The organism is Streptomyces ambofaciens ATCC 23877, assembly GCF_001267885.1.
Lineage (GTDB): Bacteria > Actinomycetota > Actinomycetes > Streptomycetales > Streptomycetaceae > Streptomyces > Streptomyces ambofaciens.
In genome coordinates this window covers 3,351,118-3,377,572 of sequence record NZ_CP012382.1, presented here as the reverse complement: position 1 = coordinate 3,377,572, position 26,455 = coordinate 3,351,118, and the positions used below count along the sequence as shown (strand labels likewise).

Below are 26,455 nucleotides of genomic sequence, written 5' to 3'. Positions count from 1 at the left end.
CCGTCCGCACATACGCGTCGGCCGCTGCCCCCGCGGGAACAGCGGCCGACCGACGTTGACCGTGGGGCGAGGATCAGGCCTCGGCGCCCTCGGTGCCCTCGGTCTCACCCTCGGCCGCGGGCTCCTCGGCCTGCGCGGCCAGGACCTGGAGGACGACGGTGTCGTCCTCGACGGCGAGCTTGGTGCCGGCCGGGAGCGGGATGTCCTTCGCCAGGATGGAGGCGCCGGCCTCCAGGCCCTCGACGGAGACCGTGACCGACTCGGGGATGTGCGTGGCCTCGGCCTCGACCGGCAGCGCGTTCAGCACGTGCTCCAGCAGGTTGCCGCCCGGAGCCAGCTCGCCCTCGGTCTGCACGAAGATCTCGACGCTGACCGTCTCGCCGCGCGTCACCAGCTGCAGGTCGACGTGCTCCAGGAAGCCCTTGATCGGGTCGCGCTGGACCGACTTCGGGATCGCCAGCTCGTTGGACTTGCCGTCGATGTCCAGCGCGATGAGCACGTTCGGCGTACGCAGCGCCAGCAGCAGCTCGTGGCCCGGCAGCGTCAGGTGGATCGGGTCGGAACCGTGGCCGTAGAGGACACCGGGAACCTTGTTGTCACGACGGATGCGACGGGCGGCACCCTTGCCGAACTCGCTGCGCGTGGCGGCGGCGATCTTCACCTCGGACATGATCACTCCTCGTAGAGATAGGAACGGACGTGGTCACCCGGCCACGAACGGCCTGCTACGAAGAGCGCGTCGATAACGGACCGCCACACCCGCGGAAAACGGGTACGGCCTCCCTCGCCGAGCAACTTGTCCAGTCTACTCGGAGAGGGAGGCCGTACCCAAAACGATCAGGGACCTCGCCCCGCGCGGCGGTTACCGCACGACGCTCACTGCTCGTCGAACAGGCTCGTCACCGAACCGTCCTCGAACACCTCGCGCACCGCACGCGCGATGGTCGGCGCGATCGACAGCACCGTGATCTTGTCCAGCTCCAGCTCGTTCGGCGTCGGCAGCGTGTTCGTGAAGACGAACTCGCTCACCTTCGAGTTCTTCAGCCGGTCCGCGGCCGGGCCCGAGAGCACACCGTGCGTCGCCGTCACGATGACGTCCTCCGCGCCGTGCGCGAACAGCGCGTCCGCCGCGGCGCAGATCGTGCCGCCGGTGTCGATCATGTCGTCGACGAGGACGCAGATACGTCCCTTCACGTCACCCACGACCTCGTGCACCGTGACCTGGTTCGCCACGTCCTTGTCGCGCCGCTTGTGCACGATGGCCAGCGGCGCGTTCAGACGGTCGCACCAGCGGTCCGCCACCCGCACCCGGCCGGCGTCCGGCGAGACCACCGTCAGCTTCGAGCGGTCCACCTTCGCACCCACGTAGTCCGCCAGCAGCGGCAGCGCGAACAGGTGGTCCACGGGACCGTCGAAGAAGCCCTGGATCTGGTCGGTGTGCAGGTCCACGGCGAGGATCCGGTCCGCACCCGCGGTCTTCATCAGGTCCGCGATCAGACGCGCCGAGATCGGTTCACGTCCGCGGTGCTTCTTGTCCTGCCGCGCGTAACCGTAGAACGGCACGATGACCGTGATGGAGCGGGCCGACGCGCGCTTCAACGCGTCGATCATGATCAGCTGCTCCATGACCCACTTGTTGATCGGGGCCGTGTGGCTCTGGATCAGGAAGCAGTCCGCACCGCGCGCCGACTCCTGGTAACGCACGTAGATCTCGCCGTTGGCGAAGTCGAAGGCCTTGGTCGGAACGACCCCGACACCCAGCTCGTGGGCGATCTCCTCGGCAAGCTCGGGGTGGGCGCGGCCGGAGAAGAACATCATCTTCTTCTCGCCGGTCGTCTTGATCCCGGTCACAGCACGTTCTCCTCAGAGGTTTCGCAGCTGAGCGTCACGGGCGCTCTCCCGACTGGCCGCGGGGGCGTCTCAGCTGGTGGGGTGCGGATGTGCACCTATCACGGTACGCCGTGTTCGACGCGCCGGTTTCCGGTCAGCCCTCGCCGCCGGCCTCCCCGGTGACCGCCTCGGCCGCCTTCGCCGACGCGCTCCCCGGTCGCTTCCGGGCCACCCAACCCTCGATATTCCGCTGCTGGCCACGGGCCACGGCCAGCGAACCGGGCGGCACGTCCTTCGTGATGACCGAGCCGGCGGCGGTGTAGGCGCCGTCCCCGACCGTGACAGGAGCCACAAACATGTTGTCCGAGCCCGTCTTGCAGTGTGAGCCGACGGTCGTGTGGTGCTTGTTCTCCCCGTCGTAGTTCACGAACACGCTCGCGGCGCCGATGTTCGAGTACTCGCCGATCGTCGCGTCACCCACGTAGGAGAGGTGGGGGACCTTCGTGCCCTCGCCGATCGAGGCGTTCTTCGTCTCGACGTACGTACCGATCTTGGCCTTGAGCCCGAGACGGGTACCGGGACGCAGGTAGGCGTACGGGCCCACGGTCGCCTCGGGGCCGACGGCCGCCGAGACCGAGACGGTGTTGTCCACCCGGGCACCGGCGCCGACCCGCGTGTCGGTGAGCCGGGAGTTCGGACCGACCTCGGACCCCTCGGCGAGGTGCGTGGAGCCGTGCAGCTGCGTCCCCGGGTGGACGATGACGTCCTGCTCGAAGGTCACCGTCACGTCGACCCAGGTGGTCGCCGGGTCGACGACCGTCACGCCGGCCAGCATCGCCCGCGTCAGCAGCCGGTCGTTGAGGATCCGACGGGCCTCGGCGAGCTGCACACGGTTGTTGATCCCGGCGATCTCCCGGTGGTCCCCGGCGACGGACGCGCCGACGCGGTGCCCGGCCTCGCGCAGGATGCCGAGGACGTCGGTGAGGTACTCCTCGCCCTGGCTGTTGTCCGTCCGCACCTTCCCGAGCGCGTCGGCGAGCAGCTGCCCGTCGAAGGCGAAGACGCCCGAGTTGATCTCGCGGATCGCCCGCTGCGACTCGGACGCGTCCTTGTGCTCGACGATCGCGGTGACGGCACCGGAGGCCCCGTCCCGCACGATCCGGCCGTACCCGGTCGCGTCCGGCACCTCGGCGGTCAGCACGGTGACGGCGTTCCCGTCGGCGGTGTGGGTGGCGGCGAGGGCCTGGAGCGTCTCGCCGGTCAGCAGGGGGGTGTCACCGCAGACGACCACGACCGTGCCGTCCACGGTGCCGCCCAGGGCCTCCAGCCCCATCCGCACCGCGTGCCCGGTGCCGTTCTGCTGCTCCTGGACGGCGGTGCGCACGTCGGGGGAGACCTCGGCGAGGTGCGCGGTGACCTTCTCACGGGCGTGTCCGACGACGACGACCAGGTTCTCGGGGTCCAGCTCACCGGCGGCGGCGAGCACGTGGCCGACGAGGGACCGGCCGCACAGCTCGTGCAGGACCTTGGGGGTGGCCGACTTCATACGGGTGCCCTCACCCGCTGCGAGAACGACGACGGCTGCCGGGCGAATGGCGCTCACGGGATGCCCTTCGGCTTTTGGGGGGTGGGGGTGGACATCCGCAGGATACCGGGGTGGTCGGTGGGGGGCATGGGCGCGGGCCCCGCGGGCGCGCGGGCGGGCCCCGGCGGACATGAGTGCGGGCCCCGGCAGGGATGCCAGGGCCCGGAAAGCGGCAGCTCCCCCATCAGGATTTGAACCTGAACTTAAGGGACCAAAACCCTCAGTGCTGCCTGATTACACCATGGGGGACGGAACTCGACTGAACCGGACATAGCGTCAGTTCGCCGAGGCGGCACCCAACACTATGCCGTACCAGGTGCCTTCCGTGCGACGGTACGTCCGCGTGCCGAATCCCCCGCTTCCGTGGACGGCCGTACCGGCACCCGGGAGATCGAGGGGTATCGCGTCCTATCGTTTGTCGAAAGTCACCGGAAATGGGGCGCCCGCCGCCCGTAGGCTGGGAGGCATGACCACGACGGGGGAAGAACACGCACCGGCCCGGGGTGGGCCTTGGTGGTGGGACAGGCGGCGCGGTGCGGTGCTCGATGTGAGCCTCGGCGCCGTGTCCGCGCTGGAGTGCGCGGCGGAGGGGGTCCCGTTCGCGCGGGACGCGGGGATCCCGTTGGCGGCGGGGGTCGTCTTCGGGCTGCTGGCCGGCTCGGTGCTGGTGGCGCGGCGGAAGTGGCCGATCGCGGTCGTGCTGGTGGGGATCGCCATCACGCCCGCCGAGATGGGCTTCCTGCTCGGCGTCGTCGGCCTGTACACGCTGGCGGCCTCGGAGCTGCCGCGCCGGATCATCGGGTCGCTGGCCGGGATGTCGTTCCTGGGCACGCTGATCGTGACGTTCGTGCGCCTGCGGCAGGACATGGCGCGGGACGGCGTCGACTTCGGGGACTGGTTCTTCCCGTTCGCGTCGATCGGGACGTCCCTGGGCGTGACCGCTCCGCCGCTGCTCCTGGGCATGTACGTGGGGGCGCGGCGCCGGTTGATGGAGAGCCTGCGGGAGCGGGCGGACAGTCTGGAGCGGGAGCTGCAACTGCTCGCGGAGCGGGCCGAGGAGCGCGCGCAGTGGGCCCGCAACGAGGAGCGGACGCGGATCGCGCGGGAGATGCACGACGTGGTCGCGCACCGCGTGAGCCTGATGGTGGTGCATGCCGCCGCACTGCAGGCCGTGGCGCGGAAGGACCCGGAGAAGGCGGTGAAGAACGCCGCGCTGGTGGGGGACATGGGGCGGCAGGCGCTGACGGAGCTGCGGGAGATGCTCGGGGTGCTGCGCAGCGGCGGGGACGGCGTGCGCGGGGAGCGGGCGTCGGTGCCGCTGGCTGCGGTGGGGGCGGCCGCCGCGGCGGCGGCCTCGCGGGCCGCGGGGGACGGCGAGTCACCCGCCGACGGGCCGTGCCTGTCCGAGCTGGACGAGCTGATCGGGCAGTCGGAGGCGGCCGGGATGGTCGTGAACCTGTCGGTGGAAGGGGAGGAGCGGTCCTATCCGGCCGCGGTGGAGTCGACGGCCTTCCGGGTGGTGCAGGAGGCGCTGACGAACGTGCACAAGCACGCGGCCGGCGCGAAGACGTACGTGCGGCTGGCCCACCGGGTGTCGGAGATCGCGATGCAGGTGGAGAACGAGCCGCCGCCGGAGCCGGCCTCCGCCTCGTCGGCGCGGCTGCCGTCGGGCGGCAACGGGCTGGTGGGGATGAAGGAGCGGGTGGCCGCGCTGGGCGGTGTGTTCGTGTCCGGCCCGACGGACGCGGGGGGTTTTCGGGTGTCGGCGGTGATCCCGGCCTCGTCGTAGGGCCGGTCGGGCGGCGGTGCGGCGGGCCGGCCCGTGGTGGGCGGGCCGGCCGGTGGGGGCGGGCCGGCCGGTAGGGGGCCGGTCAGCCGGTGGTGAGGCGGGTCGGCTGGGTGCCGGCGACCAGGGTGGCGAGGGCCTGGTCGATGTCGGGGCCGAGGTACCAGTCACCGGTGTGGTCGAGGGCGTAGACGCGGCCTTCGGTGTCGATGGCGACGAGGGCCTGGCTGTCGGTCTCGATGCCGAGGGGGCAGGTCCGGGTGTCGAGGGCGCGGCCGAGGTCGCCGAGGGTGCGGGCCATGTGGAGGCCGTGCAGCGGATCCAGGTGCAGGACGGCGGGGGCGATCTGGCGGCCGGGACCCGTGGGGGCGATGTGGAGGCCGCCGAACTCGGCCCAGGCCTCGACGGCGGCGGGGAAGACGGTGTGGCGGTGTCCCGCGGGCGAGGTGTGCTCGCGCAGGGTGTCGGCCCAGATCTCGGCCTGCTTGATGTCCCAGCGTCCGGGCAGCCAGCCGGCGTCGCGCAGGGCGGCGTCGACGGGGACGGGGAAGCGGGTGGTGGAGGTGCGGTCGGCTTGCATCTGCCCTTGGTTCGTCTCGGTCGGCTCTGGCGGCTGGCGGCCCTGCGGCTCGGTCCTCGGTGGTGGCCGGCGGGTCAGTCGTCGTGCGTCGTGGGGTCGACGACGCGGACGCCGAAGTGGGCGCTGAGGGCCGTGCAGGCGCGGCACGGGGCGGCGAAGCTGCCGTGCAGGGGGTCGCCGTCCTCGCGGATGCGGCGGGTGGTGAGCTTGGAGTGCTTGAGCGCCTTGCGGGCCTCGCCGTTGGTCATGGGCTTGCGCGCGGCGCGTTTGCTGCGGGCCGCGTCGGCGGTGGCCAGGTGCCGTGAGATGAGGATCGTCTCGGCGCAGCGGCCGGTGTAACGGTCGCGTTGGCCACTGGTGAGGGTGTCGAGGAAGTCCTGCACGAGAGGGTGCAGAGCGGGCGGCGCGTCGGCCCGGGTGGCGGTGCCGGTGAGGGTGGTGCCGCGCACCGACAGGGCGGCGGCGACGGTGGGGAGAATGCCGTCGCGGCGGTGCTGGAGGACCGGTGCGTGGTGGCCCTCCGTGCTGCTCCAGCCGACGCGGGGATCGCCGCCGCGCGGGCCGCCGGACCGCCCGGTGTCGGGCCCCGTCTGTGTCGCACTCATGATCGTCTTCCCCTCCTGAGCATCCCCCCGGAGGTCACAGAGTGCCAAATCCCGTGGCTGCTGCGGAAGCTGGGGCGTGGTGACACGCCCGGGTATGGGCGGTGTGTCACGGGAGGGTGACGGCTGGTCACGGAAGCGGAGGTGGGCGTGTCGGGCACCGGGTCCGGTGCCGGTGACCCCTCTTGCCGTACCGCATAGGCTGTCGGCACCGCGATCGCGTGCGGTGAACCAGACAGTGCAGACAGATCAGACAGACGCCGCAGGGGGCAACCGCCATGACGACAGGTCGGCTCGGGCAACAAGCCGCGCCGCCGAACGCGGCCTATGCCGGGCAGGTCGTGCATTTCCCGGATCCGGTGCGGGCGGCCCGTCACCCGAGAGGGGTACGGGTGGACGAGGGCGGTTACCCCGTCTTCTCGCCGTACGCCCGCGCGGTCGCGGAGATCGCTGACCCGCCGGAGGGGTTCGGCGTCGACGAGTTGCGGCTGACGGACTACGTGTCGGCCAACGCGGCGCTGTCGGCGTCGGGGCACGAGCTGTGGGACACGGTGCCGGCGGTGGCGACGCCGCACGGCTGGACGTGGCACCACGTGGCCGGTTCGCGGCGGATGGAGCTGGTCCCGGTCGAGGTGAAGGCGCTGCTGCGGCACCACGGCGGGATCGCGACGGCGGCCGTGGACCAGGCCAAGCGGGGCACCCGCCCGTTGCAGGAGACGCGTCCGGCGCACTTCGGCCTGCCGAAGTCGGGGGTGGCGGTGTCGGAGCAGCAGGTGCAGGAGGTCGAGGAGGACCTCGGGTACCGGCTGCCGGGCGCGTACCGGTCGTTCCTGAAGGCGGCGGGTGGCTGCGCCCCGGTGGGCACGGCGCTCGACGCGGAACTGGGGCTGCTGGTGGACCAGCCGTTCTTCACGGTGCGTGAGGAGGCGGCGGTCAACGACCTGGTCTACGTCAACAAGTGTCTGCGGGACCATCTGACCAAGGACTACCTGGGCGTCGCGTTCGTCCAGGGCGGTCTGCTCGCGGTGAAGGTGAAGGGCGAGCGGATCGGTTCGGTGTGGTTCTGCGCGTACGACGACGTACGGGACGTGGACCCCGCGTTGCCGCCCGCCGAGCGGGTGGAGCGGTTGCTGCGGCCCTGCGGTGAGGACTTCGACGCGTTCCTGTCGCGGCTCGCGGGGTCTCCGCCGGAGCTGGAGACGGTGGCGAACCTGATGGTGGACGGCGGGTTCGCGCGCGCGGTGCCGGTGGCGTCGCCGGCCGCCGCGCCGTCGGCGTCCGCCGTGTCCTCCGCGTCTTCGGTAGGGGAGTGAGCTGACGATGGTGACGTTCGCGCAGGCGCAGGAGCGCGCGGAGGAGTGGGTCAACGGCGAGCTGCCGTCGTACCAGCACCGCGAGGTGCGGGTGCGGGAGTTCGACCTCGGGTTCGTGGTGTGGGCCGAGGACCGTCCGGACGGGCCGCGTTCGGACGGGGGTGCCCAGCGACTGGTGATCGCGCGGGACAGCGGCGAGGCGACGCTGTGGCCCGGGCTGCCGGTGGGCGAGGTCATCCGCCGGTACGAGGAGGAGTACGGCCGTCCCGAGGAGGCCGAAGAGCCGGTGCCGGCGCCCGCGGCGCGGGTGGACCTCAACCAGACGTCGTTCCTGCTGAGTCCACCGGAGTGGTTGCAGGAGGCGGCGGACAAGCTGGGCATTCCGGATCGGCGGCGGGAGGACGGCGTCGCGGCCGGCGCCGGTACCGCCGGTGCCGGGGTCCGTACCGACCCGGGGCCCGGGGCGCTTCCCGAGACGCAGGCCGGGGTGCCGACGACGCCCGCGCCGTCCGCGTTCCCCGCCGCGCCGCCGGCCCCCGCGGCCTCGGCCGACGCGCAGTCGAGCGGTGCGGTGTGGCCGGCCGCCGGTTCCGGTGGTTCCGGTACGGGCGGGGGCGCGTCCGGCGCGCCGGGCGCACCGGCCGGGGCGACGCCCTGGGCGGGGACGGACACCAACGCGGACGCCGGTGAGGACCGTTCCGTACCGCTGCCCGAGACCGTGTTCGCGCCGCCGCTGAGCGGCGCGGACCGCGACGCGCCGCCGCCCTCGGCGACGCCGGAGGCCAAGACGGCGCTGCTGTCGGGCGGCAGCGGGCTTCCGCCGACGGCGGTCGCCCCGGCGATCGAGGACCCGAACGCGTCGGCCGCGCCCGCGGGAACGGGCACGCCGCCGCCCGCGTCCCCGCCCGCACCGCGGCCGACGGCCGGTGCGGGGGCGTCCGCCACGCCGGCCCGGCCGCTGCCCCCGGACGCCGGGGACATCGCCGACGCCGCGACCAGCAAGGCGACCCCGCCGCCGCGCCGTGGCGGCGGCTCCACCACCCCGCCTCCGCCGAGTGCGCCCGGCGCGCCGGGCGCACGTCCCGGAAGTACGCCCCCGCCGTCGGGGCCGGGAGCGCCCGCGGGCGGCTACGTGCCGACGCAGCTGGTGTCGTCGCTCGGTCCCGAGGGCCCGGGCGGCGGCCCCGGTACGCCGCCTCCGCCGAACGCGCCGCAGCCGCCCGCCGGTCAGGGGGCGCCGGGTACGCCGCCTCCGCCGAGCGTTCCCGGGGGGACGCCCCCGGGCGGGATGCCCCCGGGCACGCCGCCTCCGCCGAGTGCTCCGGGCGGCACGCCCCCGGGCGGGATGCACCACGCCGCCACGATGCTGGCCGACCCCGGCCGGACGGGTGGCGGCGCGCCCCAGCAGCCCGGACCCCCGGCGCCGCCCGCACCTCCCGGTGCGCCGGGTGCGCCGGGTGCACCCGGGGCTTCCGGCCGGCCGGGCACGCCTCCGTTTCCCGGTGCTCCCGGTGCTCCCGGTGGCCCGGGTACGCCGCCGCCTCCCGCTGCTCCCGGTGCGCCCGGCCGCCAGGGTTCCTCCGGTGGCCCGGGCGGTGCCGTGCACCACGCCCAGACCGTGCTGGCAGCGCCCCCGGTGGGCGGCCCCGGCACGCCTCCGCCGCCGCCGGGTGCTCCTGGCGTCCCGGGAGCGCCCGGCGCTCCGGGTGTCCCCGGCGCCGCACAGCCCATGCCGCCCGGCGCCATGCCGCCCCCCGGTGCCATGCCGCCGCCCGGTGCCATGCCGCCGCCCGGCGGACCGGTGCCCGGCGGCCCGCCCGGGCAGCCGCCCGCGTACGGCTATCCGCAGCCGCCCGTCGGTCTGCCGACCGTCGGCCCGGGCTACCAGGCCGTGCTGCGCTACCGCGCCCAGGACGGCTCCGAGCAGCAGCTGATCCGGCGTTCCGCGCCGGGCACGCCGCACCCGGAGTGGCAGATCTTCCACGAGCTGCGCGCCATGAACGTGCCGCCGGACCAGGTGCTGGAGCTGCACACGGAGCTGGAGTCGTGCGAGCTGCCGGGCGCGTACTGCGCACGGATGATCCGCGAGCAGTGGCCCCAGGCGCGGATCACCTCCATCGCCCCGTACGGCACGGACCACGCGAGCCGGCAGCAGGGCATGCAGCAACTGCTGGAACACCAGGGAGAGCTGCACCAGGTCGCCGACGGACCGGCCCGGCCGGCGCCGGTGCGTGCCCCGCTGCCGCACGTGCAGCCGGCGTCGCCGGTTCCGCCGGAGGCCATCGGACAGGAGCTGGGCGGCGCGTTCGGCCCGGGCGTCTTCCGGTTCGAGCAGGCCGCGGTCTCCCGCCAGGGCGTGCCGCCGGTCGTGGCGCACACGCTGGTGGCGGCGGGTCTGCCGATGGACATGGGCCCGTTCTTCTGGGCCCAGGCCCAGCCGGGCCGCCCGGTGCCGACGCTGGCGGAGCTGGCGGCCGAGCGCGGGGTGCAGCCGGCCTCGGACGCGGGCTCCTACCTCGTCGTGGGCAGTGACTTCGGCCGGGCCATCTGCGTGCAGTACGGCACGGCGGCCATCGTGGCGGTGCCGGTGGAGGCCGGCCCGGGCGGCGCACCCGTGCCGCCGCAGTTCGTGAACACGGGGCTGCCGGAGTTCGCGCGCAGCCTGGCCCTGCTGGGCCGCATGTGGCGGCTGCGGTTCGGCCTGAACCAGGAGCAGGCGGGCCGCTGGACCGTGGACTTCCAGGCTCAGCTGGCCGCGCTGGACCCGGCGGCGCTCGGCTCGCCGGAGAGCTGGTGGTCGGTGCTGCTGGAGCAGATGTGGGACGGGCTGCTGTGACGGGCCGTCACCGCTGAGGTGTCCGACGGGTGGGGCCCGGTCGTCCTGAGGGGCGGCCGGGCCCCACCCGTTTCCGTGCGGTGTGTCGCCTTATGTTGGATTACGCCCGCTCCATAAAGTCGGTCGAGTCCATTCAGTGCGGCAGGTTCACCGCAGGGGTGATGAGCATGAGCAGCGCATCGGCGTCTCCGCACGACTTCGTGACCGTACGCGGGTGGGATCGCGGTTACCGTCCCGAGCAGGTGGAGGCGTGTGCCGCGGCGCTCTCCGAGGAGCGGGACGCGGCCTGGGAGCGGGCCGCCCGGCTGACCGTGCTGGCCCGCGAGATGGGGGAGGAGCTGGCACAGCTGCGGGAAGCGGCCGCACAGCTCACCTCGCAGGACTACGCGGCACTCGGTGAGCGGGCCCGGCGCCTGTTCCTGCTCGGTCAGGAGGAGGCCGAGGCCGTACGGGAGGGCGCCCGGTGTGCGGCTCAGCGCCTGACGGAGGAGGCGCGGGCGCACGCGGACGGCCTGCGCGAGGCGGCGCGGACGCACGCCGACGCCGTACGCGCCGAGGCCGACGAGCGGGCCCGGCAGCGGCTGCTCGCGGCGCGTGCGGAGGCCGACGAGGCGCGGATCGAGGCGCGGCGCGAGGTGAAGTCCGGGCGGGCGGAGGCGCTGGCGGCGCTGCGGGAGATGCGCAAGCGGACCACCGGGATGCTGGCCGAGCAGCACAGGGAGCACGCCGGGCGGCGCGCCGCGGCCGAGCGCGAGCACGACGAGCGGGTGCGGGCCCTGGACGCCCGCCACGCGGAGCTGGTGGCCCGCGCCGAGCAGGGAGTGGACGAGGCGCGGCGGGCCCTGGCCGCCGCCGAGGAGGCCGCCGGGCGGCGGCAGGAGGAGGCCCGGGCCCGGGCGGCCGAGGTGGTCGCCGAGGCCCGGGTGCGGCAGGAGCGGATCGCCCGCGAGACGGAGCGGGTGCTGCGCGAGCACGGAGAGCGCTGGGACGAACTCCAGGCCCACATGGCCTCCGTGCGCAGCAACCTCAGTTCGCTGACGGGACGGGCGGTGGAGTGACGTGCCGGGGCTCCCGGGCCGCGGCCGGGGAGCCCTCGTCGTCACTCGCCCCGGCGGACCGCCCCCGCCAGGATCGAGCCCTCCACGGCCTCGTAGGCGCGGCGTTGCTCCTCCGCCTCGCGCCGGCCCGACAGCACCGTCCCCAGCCAGCCGAAGGCGAAGCCCAGGGGGATGGTGACCAGGCCCGTCGTGGTGAACGGGAACCAGTTGAAGTCGGCGTCGGGGAAGGCGGAGACGGGCGAGCCGGAGACCAGGTTGGTGCCCGGCATCAGCAGCAGGACGGCCAGCGAGCCGCCGATCAGCGTGCTGAGCAGTCCGGCGCGGGTGTAGCGGCGCCAGAAGAGGCCGTAGACGAGGGCGGGGGCGAGGGCCGAGGCGCCCAGGCAGAAGGACAGGGTGACCAGGGGCTGGAGGCTGCGGTGCTGGACGAGGGTCGCGAGGACGATCGCGGGGATGCCCACGGCCAGGGCCGAGACGCGGGCGAGGGCCATCTCGCGGCGTGGTGACAGTTCCTGCACGCGGGCGGCGAACACGTCGTGGGCCAGGGAGTTGGCGCAGGCCAGGATCATCCCGCCGACGGAGGCGAGCAGGGTGAGGAAGACGGCCGTGGTGACCGTCGTGAACAGGAACGTCTCCGCCGTGGACACCTGAGCGCCGAACGCCGCCTGGGAGCCCAGCAGGTAGGCGGTGTTGCCCTGCGGGTCGCTGCCCGCGACGGCCTCCCGGCCCACCAGGGCCGCCGCGCCGAAGCCGACGACCGTGATGACCAGGACGAACAGCGCCACGGCCGACACCGCCCAGGACATCGAGCGGCGCACCTGACGGGCCGAGGACGCGGTGTACATGCGCATGGTGACGTGGGGGAGGCAGGCGCCGCCGAGGACGACGGTCAGGTGCGAGGTGATCATGTCGGCCTCGGGATGCGGCCCGCCCGCGAACTGGAGGCCGGAGTGCAGGAACGCCTCTCCCGCACCGCTGCGGTCCGCCGCCGCGTCGAACAGGGCACCCGGGTCCCAGTCGAAGCGGCTCAGGATCAGCACGGCGACCACGGCGCCCGAGCCGAGCAGCATCACGATCTTGAGGATCTGGATGAGGGCGGTGCCCTTCATCCCACCGATCGCGGCGTAGCTGATCATCAGCACGCCCAGGCCGATGATGCAGCCGGTCTCCAGCGACTCGCCGGAGAAGCCGAGGACGAAGGCGAGCAGCTGGCCGGCGCCCGCGAGCTGCACCAGCATCAGCGGCAGCAGCGCCGCGACGGTCACCGCGCAGGCGACGACGCGGACGCCGCGTCCGGGCATCCGCCGGGCGAGCGCGTCGCCCATGGTGAAGCGGCCCGCGTTGCGCAGGGGCTCGGCCAGCAGGAACATCAGCAGCATCAGCGACAGGGCGGTGCTGAGCGCCAGGACGACGCCGTCCTGGCCGAAGAGGGCGATGACGCCGCCGGTGCCGAGCACGGTCGCGGCCGAGATGTAGTCGCCGGCGATCGCCAGGCCGTTGCGCATCGGGGACAGCGAGCCGTAGCCGGTGTAGAACTCGTCGAGGTCGTCCCGGTCGGGGCCGGTCATCACGCACAGCAGCAGCGTGATGGTGGCGACGGTGGTGAAGCCGACCAGGGACATGGTCTGGGCGTTGCCGCTGAACTCCGTCATCGTGCCGCCCTCCGGCGGGCGTCCAGCGCGGCCTCCTTGCGGATGCGGTCCGCGAGCGGGTCGACCCGCCGGCGGGCGGTGTGCTCGTACAGCGCTATCGCCAGCCAGGTGACGGGCAGTTGGACCAGGGCGAGCAGCAGGCCGGTGGGGACGGTGCCGACGAGGGACCCGGTCATGAAACCGGGTGCGTAGGCGGACAGGAGCAGGAACAGGGTGAAGTAGCCGAGCGCGGTGAGTGTGGCGGTGCGGCGCTGCCACCGGTAGGCGCTGCGCAGGACCCGCAGGTCACTGTGGTGCCCGAGGGCGGCTCGGCGCGGCGCCCGCCGGTGGGTGGGGGCGGGGGCGGCGGGCGGGTAGGGGGGTGCCTCCGCGGGCTGCCAGGGGAGGGCGCCGTGGGGGGAGGGGGCGGGGGCGTGGAGCGGGGGTGGGTACGGCGGGCGCTGCTGCGACGGCGGTGGGGGCCGGTGCGGGTACGACGGGGACGGGTCGTAGGACATCCCGGTGCTCCTTGCGCGGCTCGGGTCCGGTGCGGCGGACCGCAGGGAGGTGGGGGGCGGCGGGCCACGCACGTTACTCGCCGGTCACGTGGAGCGCTGCGTTTTGGCCCAACTGGTCGGTCGGTATGCCCCGCCGGACCGGTCCAGCGGTGTTACCCGCGTTAACCTGCGCTTTTCCGAGGGCCGGCGACCCGCGGGCCTTCAGTCCTTGAGCACCGGGAACCGGCGCGGCGCCACCACGAGCAGCACCAGGAAGGCCAGCGCCGCCGCGCCCGCCGCGCCCAGGTACACCGCGTGCACGGCGTCGGCGATCGCCCGCCGCACGGGCTCGTCGGCGGCGCCCGCGCCCAGCTCCCTCGTCACCGAGTCGAGACCGCCGGCCTCGAGGTGGCCGACCTCGAGGCCGCCGCCCGTCCCGCCCAGCCGCGCCGCCAGCACCCCGTTGGCGATCGCGCCGAAGGCCGCCGCGCCGAGCGTCTGCCCGGTCTGGCGGCAGAAGAGGATGGACGCGGTGGCGGTACCCCGCTCCGCCCAGCCGACCGTGGACTGCACCCCCACGATGAGCGGCAGCTGGAACAGGCCGAGCGCGGCGCCGAGCAGCAGCATCAGCAGGGCCGGCTGCCAGGCCTCGCCGGGGTAGGGCAGGAAGGGGAAGGCGAACAGGAGCGCGGACGCGGCGCCGATGCCGAGCATCGCCGTGTTCCGGAAGCCGATCCTGCGGTAGACGTGCTGGCTCAGGGCCGCCGACACCGGCCAGCTCAGCGTCCACACGGAGAGCACGAAACCGGCGGCGACGGGTGCCAGCCCCAGCACCGACTGGGCGTAGGTGGGCAGGAACACGGCCGGCGCCACCATCAGCACGCCCAGCGCGCCGAGCGCCAGGTTCACCGCGGCGATCGTACGGCGGCGCCACACCCAGCCGGGGATGATCGGCTCGGCCGCCCGGCGTTCGATCACCACCACGGCCGCCAGCAGGGCGAGGCCCGTGGCGAACAGGGCGAGCGAGGGCGCCGACAGCCACGGCCACGCCACCCCGCCCTGCACCAGGGCGGCGAGCAGCACGCCGCCGCAGGCGAACACGGCCAGCGCACCCGCCCAGTCGACCCGTGGGCGGGTGCCGTTCCCCTCCCGCGCCGGCTCGTGCAGGTGACGGACGATCAGCCACAGGGCGAGCGCGCCGACGGGCAGGTTGACGAGGAAGATCCAGCGCCAGTCGGCGTACGCGACCAGCACGCCGCCCAGCCCGGGGCCCGCGACCGCGGACACCGCCCACACCGAGGACAGCCTGGCCTGGATCTTCGGCCGTTCCTCGAGCGGGTACAGGTCGGCGGCGAGGGTCTGCACGGTGCCCTGGAGGGCGCCGCCGCCCAGCCCTTGCAGGACCCGGAACGCGATCAGCGCGCCCATGTTCCAGGCGAGCGCGCACAGCAGGGAGCCGAGGAGGAAGAGCGCCGCCCCCGCCACCAGGACCGGCTTGCGGCCGAAGGTGTCGGAGAGCTTGCCGTAGACGGGCAGCGTGACGGTGACGGCCAGCAGGTAACCGGAGAAGAGCCAGGAGAAGAGGGAGAAGCCGCCGAGGTCGCCCACGATCTGCGGGACGGCGGTCGAGACGATCGTGGCGTCGAGCGCCGCCAGTGCCATCGCGAGCATCAGGGCGGCGACGACGGGGCCGCGCCGGTCCGGGCCCGCGCCCCGCTCGGCCCCGTGTGTCGCCGGCCTGGTGCTCTCCACGCCGTCCACGCCGTCCACCCGGGTGCCCCTTCCTTGCGTTCCCCCTGCATCCATCTGCCGGGATCAGCTTGCCACTTGATCCTGACGCGGCGGGAGGGTGGACGCTCGATGCGACCAAGGGTGGAGGCCGGCCCCGAGGCTCCCTCCACCGAAGGGTGGACTGCCCCTAGGGGTACCTCCGTACCAGGGGTCGGGGAGGGGTCGTACCGACGGAGGACGAGACGGCCCGGTGGCGTCCTTAGTCTGGCTTTACGCCGCTGGGGGGCGGCAACCGGACCCACGGGGGTGGGGTTTTCCCCAGCAGAAGAGTGCGCTGTACCTCAGCGCGCCCGACCCCTGGTTCCGGCCAGACTCTTCGACGTAGCAGCGACACGCTCACGCACCACCTTCACGCACCACGTTCGGCACCACGTCCGAGCGTCCGGGCAGCACGCCCGAGCGCTCGTCCAGCGACACGCAGAGCGGTACCGCTCACCGTCCACCGCCGGCATCGGCGGCCCGGGCGATGACCGACATAGGAGACCTGACATGACATCGGCCGTAACCATTCCCAGGCACGGGGACACTGGAGGGCGTACGGCCGTTGCCGCGCGAGCGCGCCAGGTCGTGAAGGCCTACGGGTCGGGCGAGACCCGGGTCGTCGCCCTCGACCACGTGGACGTGGACATCGCCCGCGGCCAGTTCACCGCGATCATGGGCCCGTCGGGGTCCGGCAAGTCGACGCTGATGCACTGCCTGGCCGGCCTGGACACCGTCAGCGGCGGGAAGATCTACCTGGACGAGACCGAGATCACCGGCCTGAAGGACAAGAAGCTCACACAGCTGCGCCGGGACCGGATCGGCTTCATCTTCCAGGCCTTCAACCTGCTCCCGACGCTGAACGCGATCGAGAACATCACGCTGCCCATGGACATCGCCGGCCGCAAGTACGACCGCGCGTGGCTGGACCGGGTCGTCGAGACCGTGGGACTCGCCGGGCGGCTGAAGCACCGGCCGAACCAGCTCTCCGGCGGCCAGCAGCAACGCGTCGCGGTGGCACGGGCCCTGGCCGCGCGGCCCGAGATCATCTTCGGCGACGAACCGACCGGAAACCTCGACTCGCGGGCCGGCGCGGAGGTGCTGGGCTTCCTGCGCCGGTCGGTCAGCGAACTGGGGCAGACCATCGTGATGGTCACCCACGACCCGGTGGCCGCCAGTTACGCGGACCGGGTCCTGTACCTCGCCGACGGCCGCATCGTGGACGAGATGTACAAGCCGACCGCGGAGACCGTCCTCGACCGCATGAAGGACTTCGACGCCCGGGGGCGCACGTCATGACCGTCGTCAAGACCTCGATGCGCAACTTCTTCGCGCACAAGGGCCGTATGGCGCTCTCCGCGGTGGCCGTGCTGCTGTCGGTGGCGTTCGTGTGCGGCACCCTGGTGTTCACGGACACCATGAACACCACCTTCGACAAGCTCTTCGCGGTCACGTCGTCGGACGTGACGGTCATGCCGAAGGACGCCAAGAGCGAGGAGACCCCGCAGAACGGGGTGCCCGACGCGCTGCCGGCGTCCGCCCTGGAGCGGGTCCGCCAGGCCGAGGGCGTCAAGTCCGCCGAGGGCGCGGTCGCCTCCATGAACGTGACCGTCGTCGACGCCGACAACGACAACGTGGGCGCCACCAGCGGAGCCCCGACCATCGCCGGCAACTGGACCAGGAACGACCTGCGGTCCATGGAGATCACCTCCGGGCACGCCCCCCGCGGGCCGACCGAGGTGATGGTCGACGCCGACACCGCCGACAAGCACGACCTGGCGCTCGGCGACGAACTGCGCACCATCGCGCAGACCGGTGACTTCAAGGCGAGGATCGTCGGCGTCGCCTCCTTCACGGTGACCAACCCCGGCGCCGCCGTCATCTACTTCGACACGCCCACCGCCCAGCGTGAACTGCTCGGTGCCACCGGCCGGTTCACCCAGTTCAACGTCACCGCCGCGGACGGCGTCTCCGACGCGGAGCTCAAGCGGAACGTGGCCGGGGCCACGGACGGCACCTACAAGGTGCAGACGGCGAAGGAGAACTCCGACGAGAACCGCAAGGAACTCGGCGAGTTCATGAACGTCATCAAGTACGCGATGCTCGGCTTCGCCGGGATCGCGTTCCTGGTCGGCATCTTCCTGATCATCAACACCTTCTCCATGCTGGTCGCCCAGCGCACCCGCGAGATCGGCCTCATGCGGGCCGTCGGCTCCTCCCGGAGCCAGGTCAACCGCTCGGTGCTGGTGGAGGCGCTGCTCCTCGGCATCGTCGGCTCGATCCTCGGCGTCGCGGCCGGTGTCGGGATCGCCGTCGGCCTGATGAAGCTGATGTCCACGGCGGGCATGAACCTGTCCACCGACGACCTGACCGTCAAGACGGCCACCCCCGTGGTCGGACTGGTCCTCGGCATCGTCGTCACCGTCCTGGCCGCCTACCTGCCCGCCCGCCGCGCCGGCAAGATCTCCCCGATGGCCGCCCTGCGCGACGCCGGCACACCTGCCGACGGCAAGGCCGGCTGGATCCGCGGCCTGATCGGCCTGGTCCTCACCGGCTCCGGTGCCGCGGCCCTGTTCACGGCCGCCGCCGCCGACGAGGCGAGCGAGGGCGCGCTGATGCTCGGCGCCGGGATCGTGCTGTCCCTCATCGGCTTCGTCGTCGTCGGGCCGCTGCTGGCCGGCATCGTGGTCCGGGCGATCAGCGCGGTGCTGCTGCGGGCCTTCGGCCCGGTGGGCCGCCTGGCCGAGCGCAACGCCCTGCGCAACCCGCGCCGCACCGGCGCCACGGGCGCCGCCCTGATGATCGGCCTCGCGCTGGTGGCCTGCCTCTCGGTGGTCGGCTCCTCCATGGTCGCCTCGGCCACGAGCGAGCTGGACAAGACGGTCGGCGCGGACTTCATCGTCCAGGGCAGCCAGCGGATCGTGCCGCAGGCCGAGAAGGCGATGCAGGAGACGCCCGGCCTGGACCACGTCACCCGCTACAAGATGCTCGACGCCACCCTGACCTCGCCCGACGGCAAGAAGGACGACGAGGGCGTCACGGCCGCCGACCCGACGTACGCCGAGGACGTGAACCGCGCGACGACCGAGGGCGAGCTCTCTGCCGCCTACGGCGCCGACGCCATGTCGGTCGGCTCGGACTACGCGACCGAGCACGACGTGCACGTCGGCGACACGATCTCCGTCGCCTTCAAGGGCGGCGAGACCGCCGAGCTGAAGGTCGCCGCGATCACGTCCGACGACGTGGCCATCGACCAGGGCGCGCGGTACATCAGCATCGACACGATGCGGAAGTACCTGCCGGCCGACAGCGTCCCGCCGAACACGATCATGTTCGCCAAGGCCGCGGACGGCCAGGACGAGCAGGCGTACGCGGCGCTGAAGAAGTCGCTGGACCCCTACCCGCAGTACCAGGTGGCCGACCAGACCGACTACAAGCAGGAGCTCAAGGACCAGGTCGGTCAGCTGCTGAACATGGTCTACGGCCTGCTCGCCCTCGCGATCATCGTCGCCGTCCTCGGCGTGGTGAACACGCTGGCCCTGTCGGTGGTCGAACGGACCCGCGAGATCGGCCTCATGCGGGCGATCGGCCTCTCCCGCCGCCAGCTGCGCCGGATGATCCGCATGGAGTCCGTCGTCATCGCCCTCTTCGGCGCCCTGCTGGGCCTGGGACTGGGCATGGGCTGGGGCGCCACGGCACAGAAGCTCCTCGCCCTGGAGGGACTGAACGTCCTCGACATCCCCTGGCCGACGATCATCGGCGTCTTCATCGGCTCGGCCTTCGTGGGCCTGTTCGCGGCCCTCGTCCCGGCCTTCCGCGCGGGCCGCATGAACGTCCTGAACGCCATCGCGACGGAGTAGCCGCGGAGAACCACCGCACACGGGGGTTGCGGGGGAGCGCCCGGCGCCGGAGTCCTCACGGACTCCGGCGCCGGGCGCTTTCGCGACGTGGGGCCGGGCGGGCGACGCGACGTGGGGCCGGGCGGGCGACGCGCACGCCGGACGACCCGGCGGCGGACGTCGTCCACAGCCTCCGGCGCCGACCCGCCCGGCGTCGTACGCTGGAGACCCCCGGCCCTCACCCCGCCGGGTTACTCGCGTTGCACATCTTCAGACGGATCCCCCGGACACCACGACACCACCCGGAACAGCCCGCACAGCCCGGAACAGCCGGAACAGCCGGAACGCACCGGGCACCCCGGACACCACGGACTACACCCCAGGACGGAAGCGCCCCCTCCATGAGCCTGCACGGTCTGCTCGACGCCGTCGTCAAGGACACCGCCCTCGCGGAAGCGATCTCGGCCGCCGCAGACGGCAACCGCATGCACGTCGACCTGGTCGGCCCGCCCGCCGCCCGCGCCTTCTCGGTCGCCGCGCTGGCCCGCGAGACGAGCCGCCCCGTGCTGGCGGTGACGGCGACGGGACGCGAGGCGGAGGACCTGGCGGCGGCCCTGCGCTCCCTGCTGCCCCCGGAGGGGGTCGTGGAGTACCCCTCGTGGGAGACACTCCCGCACGAGCGCCTCAGCCCTCGCAGCGACACCGTCGGCCGCCGCCTGGCCGTCCTGCGGCGCCTGGTCCACCCCCGCGCCGACGACCCCGAGACCGGGCCGGTCTCGGTCGTCGTCGCGCCCGTGCGCTCCGTGCTCCAGCCGCAGGTCAAGGGCCTCGGCGACCTGGAGCCGGTGGCGCTGCGCCAGGGACAGGGCGCCGATCTGGAGGAGATCGTCCAGGCTCTGGCCGCCGCCGCGTACGCGCGCGTGGAGCTGGTGGAGAAGCGCGGCGAGTTCGCCGTGCGCGGCGGCATCCTCGACGTCTTCCCGCCCACCGAGGAACACCCCCTGCGCGTGGAGTTCTGGGGCGACGACGTCGAGGAGATCCGCTACTTCAAGGTCGCCGACCAGCGCTCCCTCGAGGTCGCCGAGCACGGCCTGTGGGCCCCGCCCTGCCGCGAGCTGCTGCTCACGGACGACGTGCGCGAGCGCGCCCGCGTCCTCGCCGAGGACCACCCCGAGCTGGGCGAACTGCTCGGCAAGATCGCCGAGGGCATCGCGGTCGAGGGCATGGAGTCCCTGGCCCCGGTCCTCGTCGACGACATGGAACTGCTGCTCGACGTGCTGCCCAAGGGCGCGATGGCCGTGGTCTGCGACCCCGAGCGGGTGCGCACGCGGGCCACCGACCTGGTGGCCACGAGCCAGGAGTTCCTCCAGGCCTCCTGGGCGGCCACCGCGGGCGGGGGCGAGGCGCCGATCGACGTGGACGCGGCCTCGCTGTGGTCCCTCGCGGACGTCCGGGAGCGGGCCCGCGAGCTGGACATGATGTGGTGGTCGGTCTCGCCCTTCGCCGCCGACGACGCGCTGGAGGACGCCGACACCCTCAAGCTCGGCATGCACGCCCCCGAGACCTACCGCGGGGACACCGCGAAGGCGCTGGCCGACACCAAGGGCTGGGTCGCCGACGGCTGGCGCGTGGTCTACCTCACCGAGGGCCACGGCCCGGCCGCCCGCACCGTCGAGGTCCTCGGCGGCGAGGGCATCGCGGCCCGCCTCGACAACGACCTCGGGACCCTCAGCCCCTCGGTCGTGCACGTCTCCTGCGGCTCGGTCGACCACGGCTTCGTCGACCGCGCGCTCAAGCTCGCCGTGCTCACCGAGACCGACCTGACCGGCCAGAAGGCCGCGGGCCGCGAGGGCGCCCGGATGCCGGCCCGGCGGCGCAAGACCATCGACCCGCTCACCCTGGAGACGGGCGACCACATCGTCCACGAGCAGCACGGCGTGGGCCGCTACATCGAGATGGTGCAGCGCACCGTGCAGGGCGCCACCCGCGAGTACCTGGTGGTGGAGTACGCCCCCGCCAAGCGCGGCCAGCCCGGCGACCGGCTGTACATCCCCACCGACCAGCTGGAGCAGATCACCAAGTACGTCGGCGGCGAGGCGCCCACCCTGCACCGTCTGGGCGGCGCCGACTGGACCAAGACCAAGGCCCGCGCGAAGAAGGCGGTCAAGGAGATCGCCGCCGACCTGATCAAGCTCTACAGCGCCCGCATGGCGGCACCGGGGCACGCCTTCGGCGCGGACACCCCCTGGCAGCGCGAGCTGGAGGACGCCTTCCCGTACGCGGAGACCCCGGACCAGCTCACCACCATCGCCGAGGTCAAGGAGGACATGGAGAAGACCGTCCCCATGGACCGCCTGATCTGCGGCGACGTCGGCTACGGCAAGACCGAGATCGCGGTCCGCGCCGCCTTCAAGGCCGTCCAGGACGGCAAGCAGGTGGCCGTGCTCGTCCCCACCACCCTGCTGGTGCAGCAGCACTTCGGGACGTTCAGCGAGCGGTACGCGCAGTTCCCGGTGAACGTGAAGGCGCTGTCCCGCTTCCAGAGCGACACCGAGGCGAAGGCGACGCTGGAGGGGCTCCGCGAGGGCTCGGTGGACCTCGTCATCGGCACCCACCGGCTCTTCTCCTCGGAGACGAAGTTCAAGGACCTGGGCCTGGTCATCGTCGACGAGGAGCAGCGCTTCGGCGTCGAGCACAAGGAGCAGCTGAAGAAGCTCCGCGCCAACGTCGACGTGCTCACCATGTCCGCCACCCCCATCCCGCGCACCCTGGAGATGGCGGTCACCGGTATCCGCGAGATGTCGACGATCACCACCCCGCCGGAGGAGCGCCACCCGGTGCTGACCTTCGTCGGTCCCTACGAGCACCGGCAGATCGGCGCCGCCATCCGCCGCGAGCTGCTGCGCGAGGGGCAGGTCTTCTACATCCACAACCGCGTCGAGTCCATCGACCGCGCGGCGGCCAAGCTGCGCGAGATCGTGCCCGAGGCACGCATCGCCACCGCCCACGGCCAGATGTCCGAGCAGGCGCTGGAGCAGGTCGTCGTCGACTTCTGGGAGAAGAAGTTCGACGTGCTGGTCTCCACGACCATCGTCGAGTCCGGCATCGACATCTCCAACGCCAACACCCTCATCGTCGAGCGCGGCGACAACTTCGGTCTCAGCCAGCTCCACCAGCTGCGCGGCCGGGTCGGCCGAGGACGCGAGCGGGGCTACGCCTACTTCCTCTACCCGCCGGAGAAGCCGCTGACCGAGACGGCGCACGAGCGGCTCGCCACCATCGCCCAGCACACCGAGATGGGCGCGGGCATGTACGTGGCGATGAAGGACCTGGAGATCCGAGGCGCCGGCAACCTGCTCGGCGGCGAGCAGTCCGGACACATCGCGGGCGTCGGCTTCGACCTGTACGTGCGGATGGTCGGCGAGGCCGTCGCCGACTACCGCGCCTCCCTGGAGGGCGGGGTCGAGGAGGAGCCGCCGCTCGAGGTCAAGATCGAGCTGCCCGTCGACGCCCACGTCCCGCACGACTACGCCCCCGGCGAGCGGCTGCGGCTCCAGGCGTACCGGTCCATCGCCTCCGCCAACAGCGAGGAGGACGTCAAGGCCGTACGCGAGGAACTCGTCGACCGCTACGGCAAGCTGCCGGAGCCGGTGGAGAACCTGCTCCTGGTGGCGGGGCTGCGCATGCTCGCGCGGGCGTGCGCCGTCGGTGAGATCGTGCTCCAGGGCAACAACATCCGGTTCGCGCCGGTGGAGCTGCGCGAGTCGCAGGAGCTGAGGCTCAAGCGGCTCTACCCCGGGAGTGTCATCAAGGCGGGCGCCCACCAGGTCCTCGTACCGCGCCCGAAGACCGCGAAGGTGGGCGGCAAGCCGCTGGTCGGGCGTGAGCTGCTGGGCTGGGTGGGGGAGTTCCTGACCTCGATCCTCGGGTCGTAGTCACCCGCCGGAGCCCGCCCACCCGCCGGAACACCACCCGCCCGCCGGACACCGTCCGCCGCCGGACGAGCCGTCCGTCCGCCGGGCACCGTCCGCGGGCGGATGAGCCGTCCGTCCGCCGGGCACCCGTCCGCGGGCGGGGCGGCCGTCCGCGCGTGGAGCCGTTCACGTGCGCGGAGGCGTCCGCGCGCTCGAAGCCGTTCCCGCGCGCTCGAAGCCGTCCACGGGGACAGGCCCGTGGACGGCTTCGGTGTGTTCGCGGCGCGGGAGTGCTCTACCGCTGATCGGGGCCGCCCCGCTCGCGCCCGAAGCCGAGCTTGCCCTCGGCCTGCTGCTGCGCGGAGTCGACCTTCTTCGCGTGCTTGCCACCGGTCCTCTGGTTGACCTGTTGCTCGGCGGCGTCGGACATCTTCCTGGACCTGTCCTTGTCCTTGCCGGCCATGCTCTTCATCTTGTCGAGGATGCCCATGCAGAGCTCCTTCCGGGACGTGACTCACAGTCGACCGTACGGCAGATATGTCTCATATGCCCACTATGGACCGCTAAGGCCCCCTATGGTCTGGACCTCTCCCTCGCTACGGTGGTACGGCGCACGGCAAGGGGAGGGCACGCATGACGCGGCACAGCAGGATCCGTACCGGACGGGCCGCGGCCGCGGTCCTCGCCCTGACCCTGGTCACCGGTTGCGAGGGCCTCGACGGTGAGGGGTCCTCGCCACCCGGCGGCGGTGCCGAGGCACCGGCCGCGGGGCAGGCCGTCAGCCCCCTGCGCAACCCGGACGGAACCGGCCCCGGCCTCGCCCCGGTCACGGGCGACGCCCAGGAGGCGGCGGCCCGGGACCTCATCGACGGCCTGCGGACCAAGGGGCGCGGTCCCAGGACGGGGTACGACCGTGACGAGTTCGGCTACGCGTGGATGGACTCGGCGGACGGGGTGCCCCTGGCCAGGAACGGCTGCGACACCCGCAACGACCTTCTGCGGCGCGACGGCGAGGACCTGCGCTTCCGCTCCGGCTCCGACTGCGTGGTCGTCGCCATGACGCTGGACGACCCGTACACCCGCACCACCATCGAGTGGCGCAAGCAGGAGGCGAGCGAGGTCCAGATCGACCACGTCGTGCCCCTGTCCTACAGCTGGCAGATGGGTTCCTCGCGGTGGGCGGAGAGCAAGCGCGAACAACTGGCCAACGACCCGCTCAACCTCCTCCCCGTCGAGGGCCGCGCCAACTCCGCCAAGCGGGACTCCGGTCCGGCGTCCTGGCTGCCGCCGAACAAGTCGGTCCGGTGCGCGTACGCGGTCCGCTTCGCCCAGGTCGCCGCCAAGTACGCACTCCCGGTGACCGCACCGGACCGGCAGGCGATGCTGCGGCAGTGCGGCGGCTGACACGGGACCGGGTGGGCCGGTGAGCGACGATTCCGGGCGTCGGCCGTCCCGAAATCCGTTACCGGGCCGTCCGCCGTCCTGTCTACGGTGACCGCATGGAGCTGAAGATATCGAGCCTCGCCGAGCGCCCGGAGATGCTGGACCGGGTCCGCGAAATGCCCGACAGCTGGCCCGCCTTCGCCGTGGAGGACCTCTCGGGCAACGCCCACTACCCGCGCATCGCCGTCGAGCTGCCCGAGTACGTGCAGTTCGCCGAGGACGAGCACGGCGAGGTCGTCGCCCACGGCCACAGCGTGCCGTTCGCGCTGCACCGCGAAGGGCGCGGCACCCTGCCCGCCCGGGGCTGGGGCGAGGTGCTCGTCTGGGCCTTCGGCGACCTGCGCCGCGGCGACCCCACCGACACCGTCAGCGCCATCTCCGTCACCGTCGCCCCGCACGCGCAAGGGCTCGGTCTGTCCGGCCGGATGCTCGCCGCCCTGCGGGACAACGCCCGCGCCCGCGGCTTCCGCGAGGTCGTCGCGCCCGTCCGCCCCAGCGCCAAGCACCTCGAACCGCACGCCCCCATCGAGGAGTACGCCCGCCGCCTGCGTCCCGACGGCCTGCCCCACGACCCCTGGCTGCGCGTCCACGCCCGGGCCGGCGCCACCCTCGACTCCGTGGCCCCGGCCTCCATGACCGTCTCCGGTTCGCTGGAGCAGTGGCGGAGCTGGACGGGACTGCCCTTCGACACCGCCGGGGACGTGGAGGTCCCCGGCGCCCTGGTGCCGGTGCGCTGTGAACCGGAGCGCGGGTACGCGGTGTACGTCGAGCCGAACGTCTGGATGCGGCATCCCCTGTGACCCGTACCCGGCGGGAGCGGGTCGCGGCGGGCCGCCGTACGGCTCAGCCGCTCGACGCGCCGGACGCGTCGTGACGCCGCCGGGCCCCGGCCCGGACGCGCCCTCGACGACCGCCCCGGCTCCCGTCCGACGGCCCGTCCGACGGCGCGTCCGACGGCCCGGCGGGCGGGCCGGACACGGGAAGTGACCAGCACGACAACGGTTCGGTACAACCCGGGACCGCTGGTCCGTGTCGGCCTATACGCTCGACCCCACACGGGTCCTTCCGGTGTGTCCGCCTCATCAGGTCTTCAGGAGAAGTCATGCACGGCCAGGGCTTTGTGCCGCCACCGCCGCCGCGCCGCCCCCACACCGCGGTGCTGGTCCTGCTGCGTGTCTTCTTCGTGGCGCTCCCCCTGCTGAGCCTCGGGTTCCTCGCCTGGATATCGACCCTCTACGCGGCCATCGTGTCCCGCAGACCGCGCGACTGGTGGGTCTTCGCGGCAACGGCCGCCGTCCTGGTGGTCGGCTTCGGCTTCCTCGCCACCGACGACACGGACGACTTCAGCACGCCGAACGGCACCGCGGGCATGATCATCCTGCTGCTCAACGCCTGTGTCTGCGCCGGCTACTTCCTGTACGCGGACATCCGGCACCACCAGGCGCCCCTCCACACCGGCTACCCGCCACCCGGACCCCCGGTCACCGGATACGGACACCCGCAGCCCGCGTACCCCTACACCGCCGCGCCCCCGCACCCGTCCCCGCAGCAGGCCCCGCTCCCGTACCAGGCCCCGCAGCCCCAGCAGACGCCCACCCCGCCCCCCGCACCCCCGCGCACCCCCCAGCCCGCCCGCATCGATCAGGTCCGCGCCGAACTCGACGAGCTCAGCGACTACCTCCGCAAGCACGACAGCGGCGGCAGCGGCGGGCATGGCGGCAACGGCGGCCCCGGGGACGCCAGGTGACCGTGACGGCGGGACGCGTCGTCG

General features: G+C 73.1%; 19 protein-coding genes. 10 read left to right on the top strand and 9 right to left on the bottom strand.

The window, feature by feature from the left end; genetic code table 11:
- Positions 1-73 precede the first annotated feature (73 nt).
- The 3 genes from SAM23877_RS14950 to glmU all read right to left on the bottom strand — a co-directional run bounded on the left by SAM23877_RS14950 (position 74) and on the right by glmU (position 3,433).
- Complete coding sequence (locus SAM23877_RS14950) at positions 74-670, bottom strand: 50S ribosomal protein L25/general stress protein Ctc (protein ID WP_053132397.1); 597 nt, start codon at positions 668-670, stop codon at positions 74-76.
- 206 nt (positions 671-876) lie between these two features.
- Complete coding sequence (locus tag SAM23877_RS14945) at positions 877-1,851, bottom strand: ribose-phosphate diphosphokinase (protein WP_053132394.1); 975 nt, start codon at positions 1,849-1,851, stop codon at positions 877-879.
- Positions 1,852-1,984: 133 nt separating this feature from the next.
- On the bottom strand, positions 1,985-3,433 hold the full coding sequence (gene glmU / locus SAM23877_RS14940; protein WP_079030214.1) for a bifunctional UDP-N-acetylglucosamine diphosphorylase/glucosamine-1-phosphate N-acetyltransferase GlmU: 1,449 nt from the start codon (positions 3,431-3,433) through the stop codon (positions 1,985-1,987).
- Between the two features lie 448 nt (positions 3,434-3,881).
- On the opposite strand from glmU, the gene SAM23877_RS14935 reads away from it, so the two are divergent.
- Complete coding sequence (locus SAM23877_RS14935; RefSeq protein WP_053132387.1) at positions 3,882-5,204, top strand: sensor histidine kinase; 1,323 nt, start codon at positions 3,882-3,884, stop codon at positions 5,202-5,204.
- An 82-nt stretch (positions 5,205-5,286) separates the two neighbouring features.
- Here the strand turns inward: SAM23877_RS14935 and SAM23877_RS14930 are convergent, their stop codons facing one another.
- The gene (locus SAM23877_RS14930) at positions 5,287-5,781 is read right to left on the bottom strand and encodes an SUKH-3 domain-containing protein (RefSeq protein WP_053132383.1); all 495 of its coding nucleotides are present in this window, start codon (positions 5,779-5,781) and stop codon (positions 5,287-5,289) included.
- A gap of 74 nt (positions 5,782-5,855) precedes the next feature.
- Positions 5,856-6,386, bottom strand: coding sequence for a YwqJ-related putative deaminase (locus SAM23877_RS14925; RefSeq protein WP_053132379.1), 531 nt, complete (start codon positions 6,384-6,386; stop codon positions 5,856-5,858).
- A 275-nt stretch (positions 6,387-6,661) separates the two neighbouring features.
- On the opposite strand from SAM23877_RS14925, the gene SAM23877_RS14920 reads away from it, so the two are divergent.
- The 3 genes from SAM23877_RS14920 (at position 6,662) to SAM23877_RS14910 (ending at position 11,590) form a co-directional block, all read left to right on the top strand.
- A complete protein-coding gene (locus SAM23877_RS14920) occupies positions 6,662-7,696 on the top strand; it encodes an SMI1/KNR4 family protein (protein ID WP_079030213.1) in 1,035 nt (344 codons plus the stop codon).
- A 7-nt stretch (positions 7,697-7,703) separates the two neighbouring features.
- Positions 7,704-10,532 (top strand): SUKH-4 family immunity protein, encoded by a 2,829-nt coding sequence (locus tag SAM23877_RS14915; RefSeq protein WP_053132373.1) that lies wholly within the window; start codon positions 7,704-7,706, stop codon positions 10,530-10,532.
- Between the two features lie 167 nt (positions 10,533-10,699).
- Entirely contained in the window at positions 10,700-11,590 is an 891-nt protein-coding gene (locus SAM23877_RS14910; RefSeq protein WP_053132371.1) for a coiled-coil domain-containing protein, read from the top strand.
- A 41-nt stretch (positions 11,591-11,631) separates the two neighbouring features.
- On the opposite strand, the gene SAM23877_RS14905 is transcribed toward SAM23877_RS14910, so the two are convergent.
- The 3 genes from SAM23877_RS14905 to SAM23877_RS14895 form a co-directional block, all read right to left on the bottom strand.
- A complete protein-coding gene (locus SAM23877_RS14905) occupies positions 11,632-13,242 on the bottom strand; it encodes a sodium/solute symporter (protein WP_053132368.1) in 1,611 nt (536 codons plus the stop codon).
- Positions 13,239-13,739: a DUF485 domain-containing protein gene (locus SAM23877_RS14900; RefSeq protein WP_053132363.1), complete on the bottom strand. Its 501-nt coding sequence runs from the start codon at positions 13,737-13,739 to the stop codon at positions 13,239-13,241. The genes SAM23877_RS14905 and SAM23877_RS14900 overlap by 4 nt, the downstream gene beginning before the upstream one ends.
- A 201-nt stretch (positions 13,740-13,940) precedes the next feature.
- Positions 13,941-15,524, bottom strand: coding sequence for an MFS transporter (locus SAM23877_RS14895; RefSeq protein WP_425314757.1), 1,584 nt, complete (start codon positions 15,522-15,524; stop codon positions 13,941-13,943).
- Positions 15,525-15,998: 474 nt separating this feature from the next.
- On the opposite strand from SAM23877_RS14895, the gene SAM23877_RS14890 reads away from it, so the two are divergent.
- The 3 genes from SAM23877_RS14890 to mfd all read left to right on the top strand — a co-directional run bounded on the left by SAM23877_RS14890 (position 15,999) and on the right by mfd (position 23,262).
- On the top strand, positions 15,999-16,787 hold the full coding sequence (locus SAM23877_RS14890; protein WP_053132360.1) for an ABC transporter ATP-binding protein: 789 nt from the start codon (positions 15,999-16,001) through the stop codon (positions 16,785-16,787).
- The gene (locus tag SAM23877_RS14885) at positions 16,784-19,348 is read left to right on the top strand and encodes an ABC transporter permease (RefSeq protein WP_053132357.1); all 2,565 of its coding nucleotides are present in this window, start codon (positions 16,784-16,786) and stop codon (positions 19,346-19,348) included. The genes SAM23877_RS14890 and SAM23877_RS14885 overlap by 4 nt, the downstream gene beginning before the upstream one ends.
- Before the next feature lie 380 nt (positions 19,349-19,728).
- Positions 19,729-23,262: a transcription-repair coupling factor gene (gene mfd / locus SAM23877_RS14880; protein ID WP_053132354.1), complete on the top strand. Its 3,534-nt coding sequence runs from the start codon at positions 19,729-19,731 to the stop codon at positions 23,260-23,262.
- A 274-nt stretch (positions 23,263-23,536) separates the two neighbouring features.
- On the opposite strand, the gene SAM23877_RS14875 is transcribed toward mfd, so the two are convergent.
- Complete coding sequence (locus tag SAM23877_RS14875) at positions 23,537-23,731, bottom strand: antitoxin (RefSeq protein WP_053132351.1); 195 nt, start codon at positions 23,729-23,731, stop codon at positions 23,537-23,539.
- 143 nt (positions 23,732-23,874) lie between these two features.
- On the opposite strand from SAM23877_RS14875, the gene SAM23877_RS14870 reads away from it, so the two are divergent.
- The 3 genes from SAM23877_RS14870 (at position 23,875) to SAM23877_RS14860 (ending at position 26,431) form a co-directional block, all read left to right on the top strand.
- Entirely contained in the window at positions 23,875-24,645 is a 771-nt protein-coding gene (locus tag SAM23877_RS14870) for an HNH endonuclease family protein (RefSeq protein ID WP_053132348.1), read from the top strand.
- A gap of 95 nt (positions 24,646-24,740) precedes the next feature.
- Positions 24,741-25,484 carry a GNAT family N-acetyltransferase gene (locus SAM23877_RS14865; protein ID WP_053132345.1) on the top strand — a complete coding sequence of 248 codons (744 nt, stop codon included), beginning with the start codon at positions 24,741-24,743 and terminating at the stop codon, positions 25,482-25,484.
- A 302-nt stretch (positions 25,485-25,786) separates the two neighbouring features.
- Positions 25,787-26,431 carry a hypothetical protein gene (locus SAM23877_RS14860; RefSeq protein ID WP_053132343.1) on the top strand — a complete coding sequence of 215 codons (645 nt, stop codon included), beginning with the start codon at positions 25,787-25,789 and terminating at the stop codon, positions 26,429-26,431.
- Positions 26,432-26,455 lie beyond the last annotated feature (24 nt).

Coding starts and splice junctions, on each gene's coding strand:
- SAM23877_RS14950 (WP_053132397.1), bottom strand. CDS start 670: ATGTCCGAGGTGAAGATCGCCGCCGCCACGCGCAGCGAGTTCGGCAAG.
- SAM23877_RS14935 (WP_053132387.1), top strand. CDS start 3,882: ATGACCACGACGGGGGAAGAACACGCACCGGCCCGGGGTGGGCCTTGG.
- SAM23877_RS14930 (WP_053132383.1), bottom strand. CDS start 5,781: ATGCAAGCCGACCGCACCTCCACCACCCGCTTCCCCGTCCCCGTCGAC.
- SAM23877_RS14925 (WP_053132379.1), bottom strand. CDS start 6,386: ATGAGTGCGACACAGACGGGGCCCGACACCGGGCGGTCCGGCGGCCCG.
- SAM23877_RS14920 (WP_079030213.1), top strand. CDS start 6,662: ATGACGACAGGTCGGCTCGGGCAACAAGCCGCGCCGCCGAACGCGGCC.
- SAM23877_RS14915 (WP_053132373.1), top strand. CDS start 7,704: ATGGTGACGTTCGCGCAGGCGCAGGAGCGCGCGGAGGAGTGGGTCAAC.
- SAM23877_RS14910 (WP_053132371.1), top strand. CDS start 10,700: ATGAGCAGCGCATCGGCGTCTCCGCACGACTTCGTGACCGTACGCGGG.
- SAM23877_RS14905 (WP_053132368.1), bottom strand. CDS start 13,242: ATGACGGAGTTCAGCGGCAACGCCCAGACCATGTCCCTGGTCGGCTTC.
- SAM23877_RS14900 (WP_053132363.1), bottom strand. CDS start 13,739: ATGTCCTACGACCCGTCCCCGTCGTACCCGCACCGGCCCCCACCGCCG.
- SAM23877_RS14895 (WP_425314757.1), bottom strand. CDS start 15,524: ATGGATGCAGGGGGAACGCAAGGAAGGGGCACCCGGGTGGACGGCGTG.
- SAM23877_RS14890 (WP_053132360.1), top strand. CDS start 15,999: ATGACATCGGCCGTAACCATTCCCAGGCACGGGGACACTGGAGGGCGT.
- SAM23877_RS14885 (WP_053132357.1), top strand. CDS start 16,784: ATGACCGTCGTCAAGACCTCGATGCGCAACTTCTTCGCGCACAAGGGC.
- mfd (WP_053132354.1), top strand. CDS start 19,729: ATGAGCCTGCACGGTCTGCTCGACGCCGTCGTCAAGGACACCGCCCTC.
- SAM23877_RS14875 (WP_053132351.1), bottom strand. CDS start 23,731: ATGGGCATCCTCGACAAGATGAAGAGCATGGCCGGCAAGGACAAGGAC.
- SAM23877_RS14870 (WP_053132348.1), top strand. CDS start 23,875: ATGACGCGGCACAGCAGGATCCGTACCGGACGGGCCGCGGCCGCGGTC.
- SAM23877_RS14865 (WP_053132345.1), top strand. CDS start 24,741: ATGGAGCTGAAGATATCGAGCCTCGCCGAGCGCCCGGAGATGCTGGAC.
- SAM23877_RS14860 (WP_053132343.1), top strand. CDS start 25,787: ATGCACGGCCAGGGCTTTGTGCCGCCACCGCCGCCGCGCCGCCCCCAC.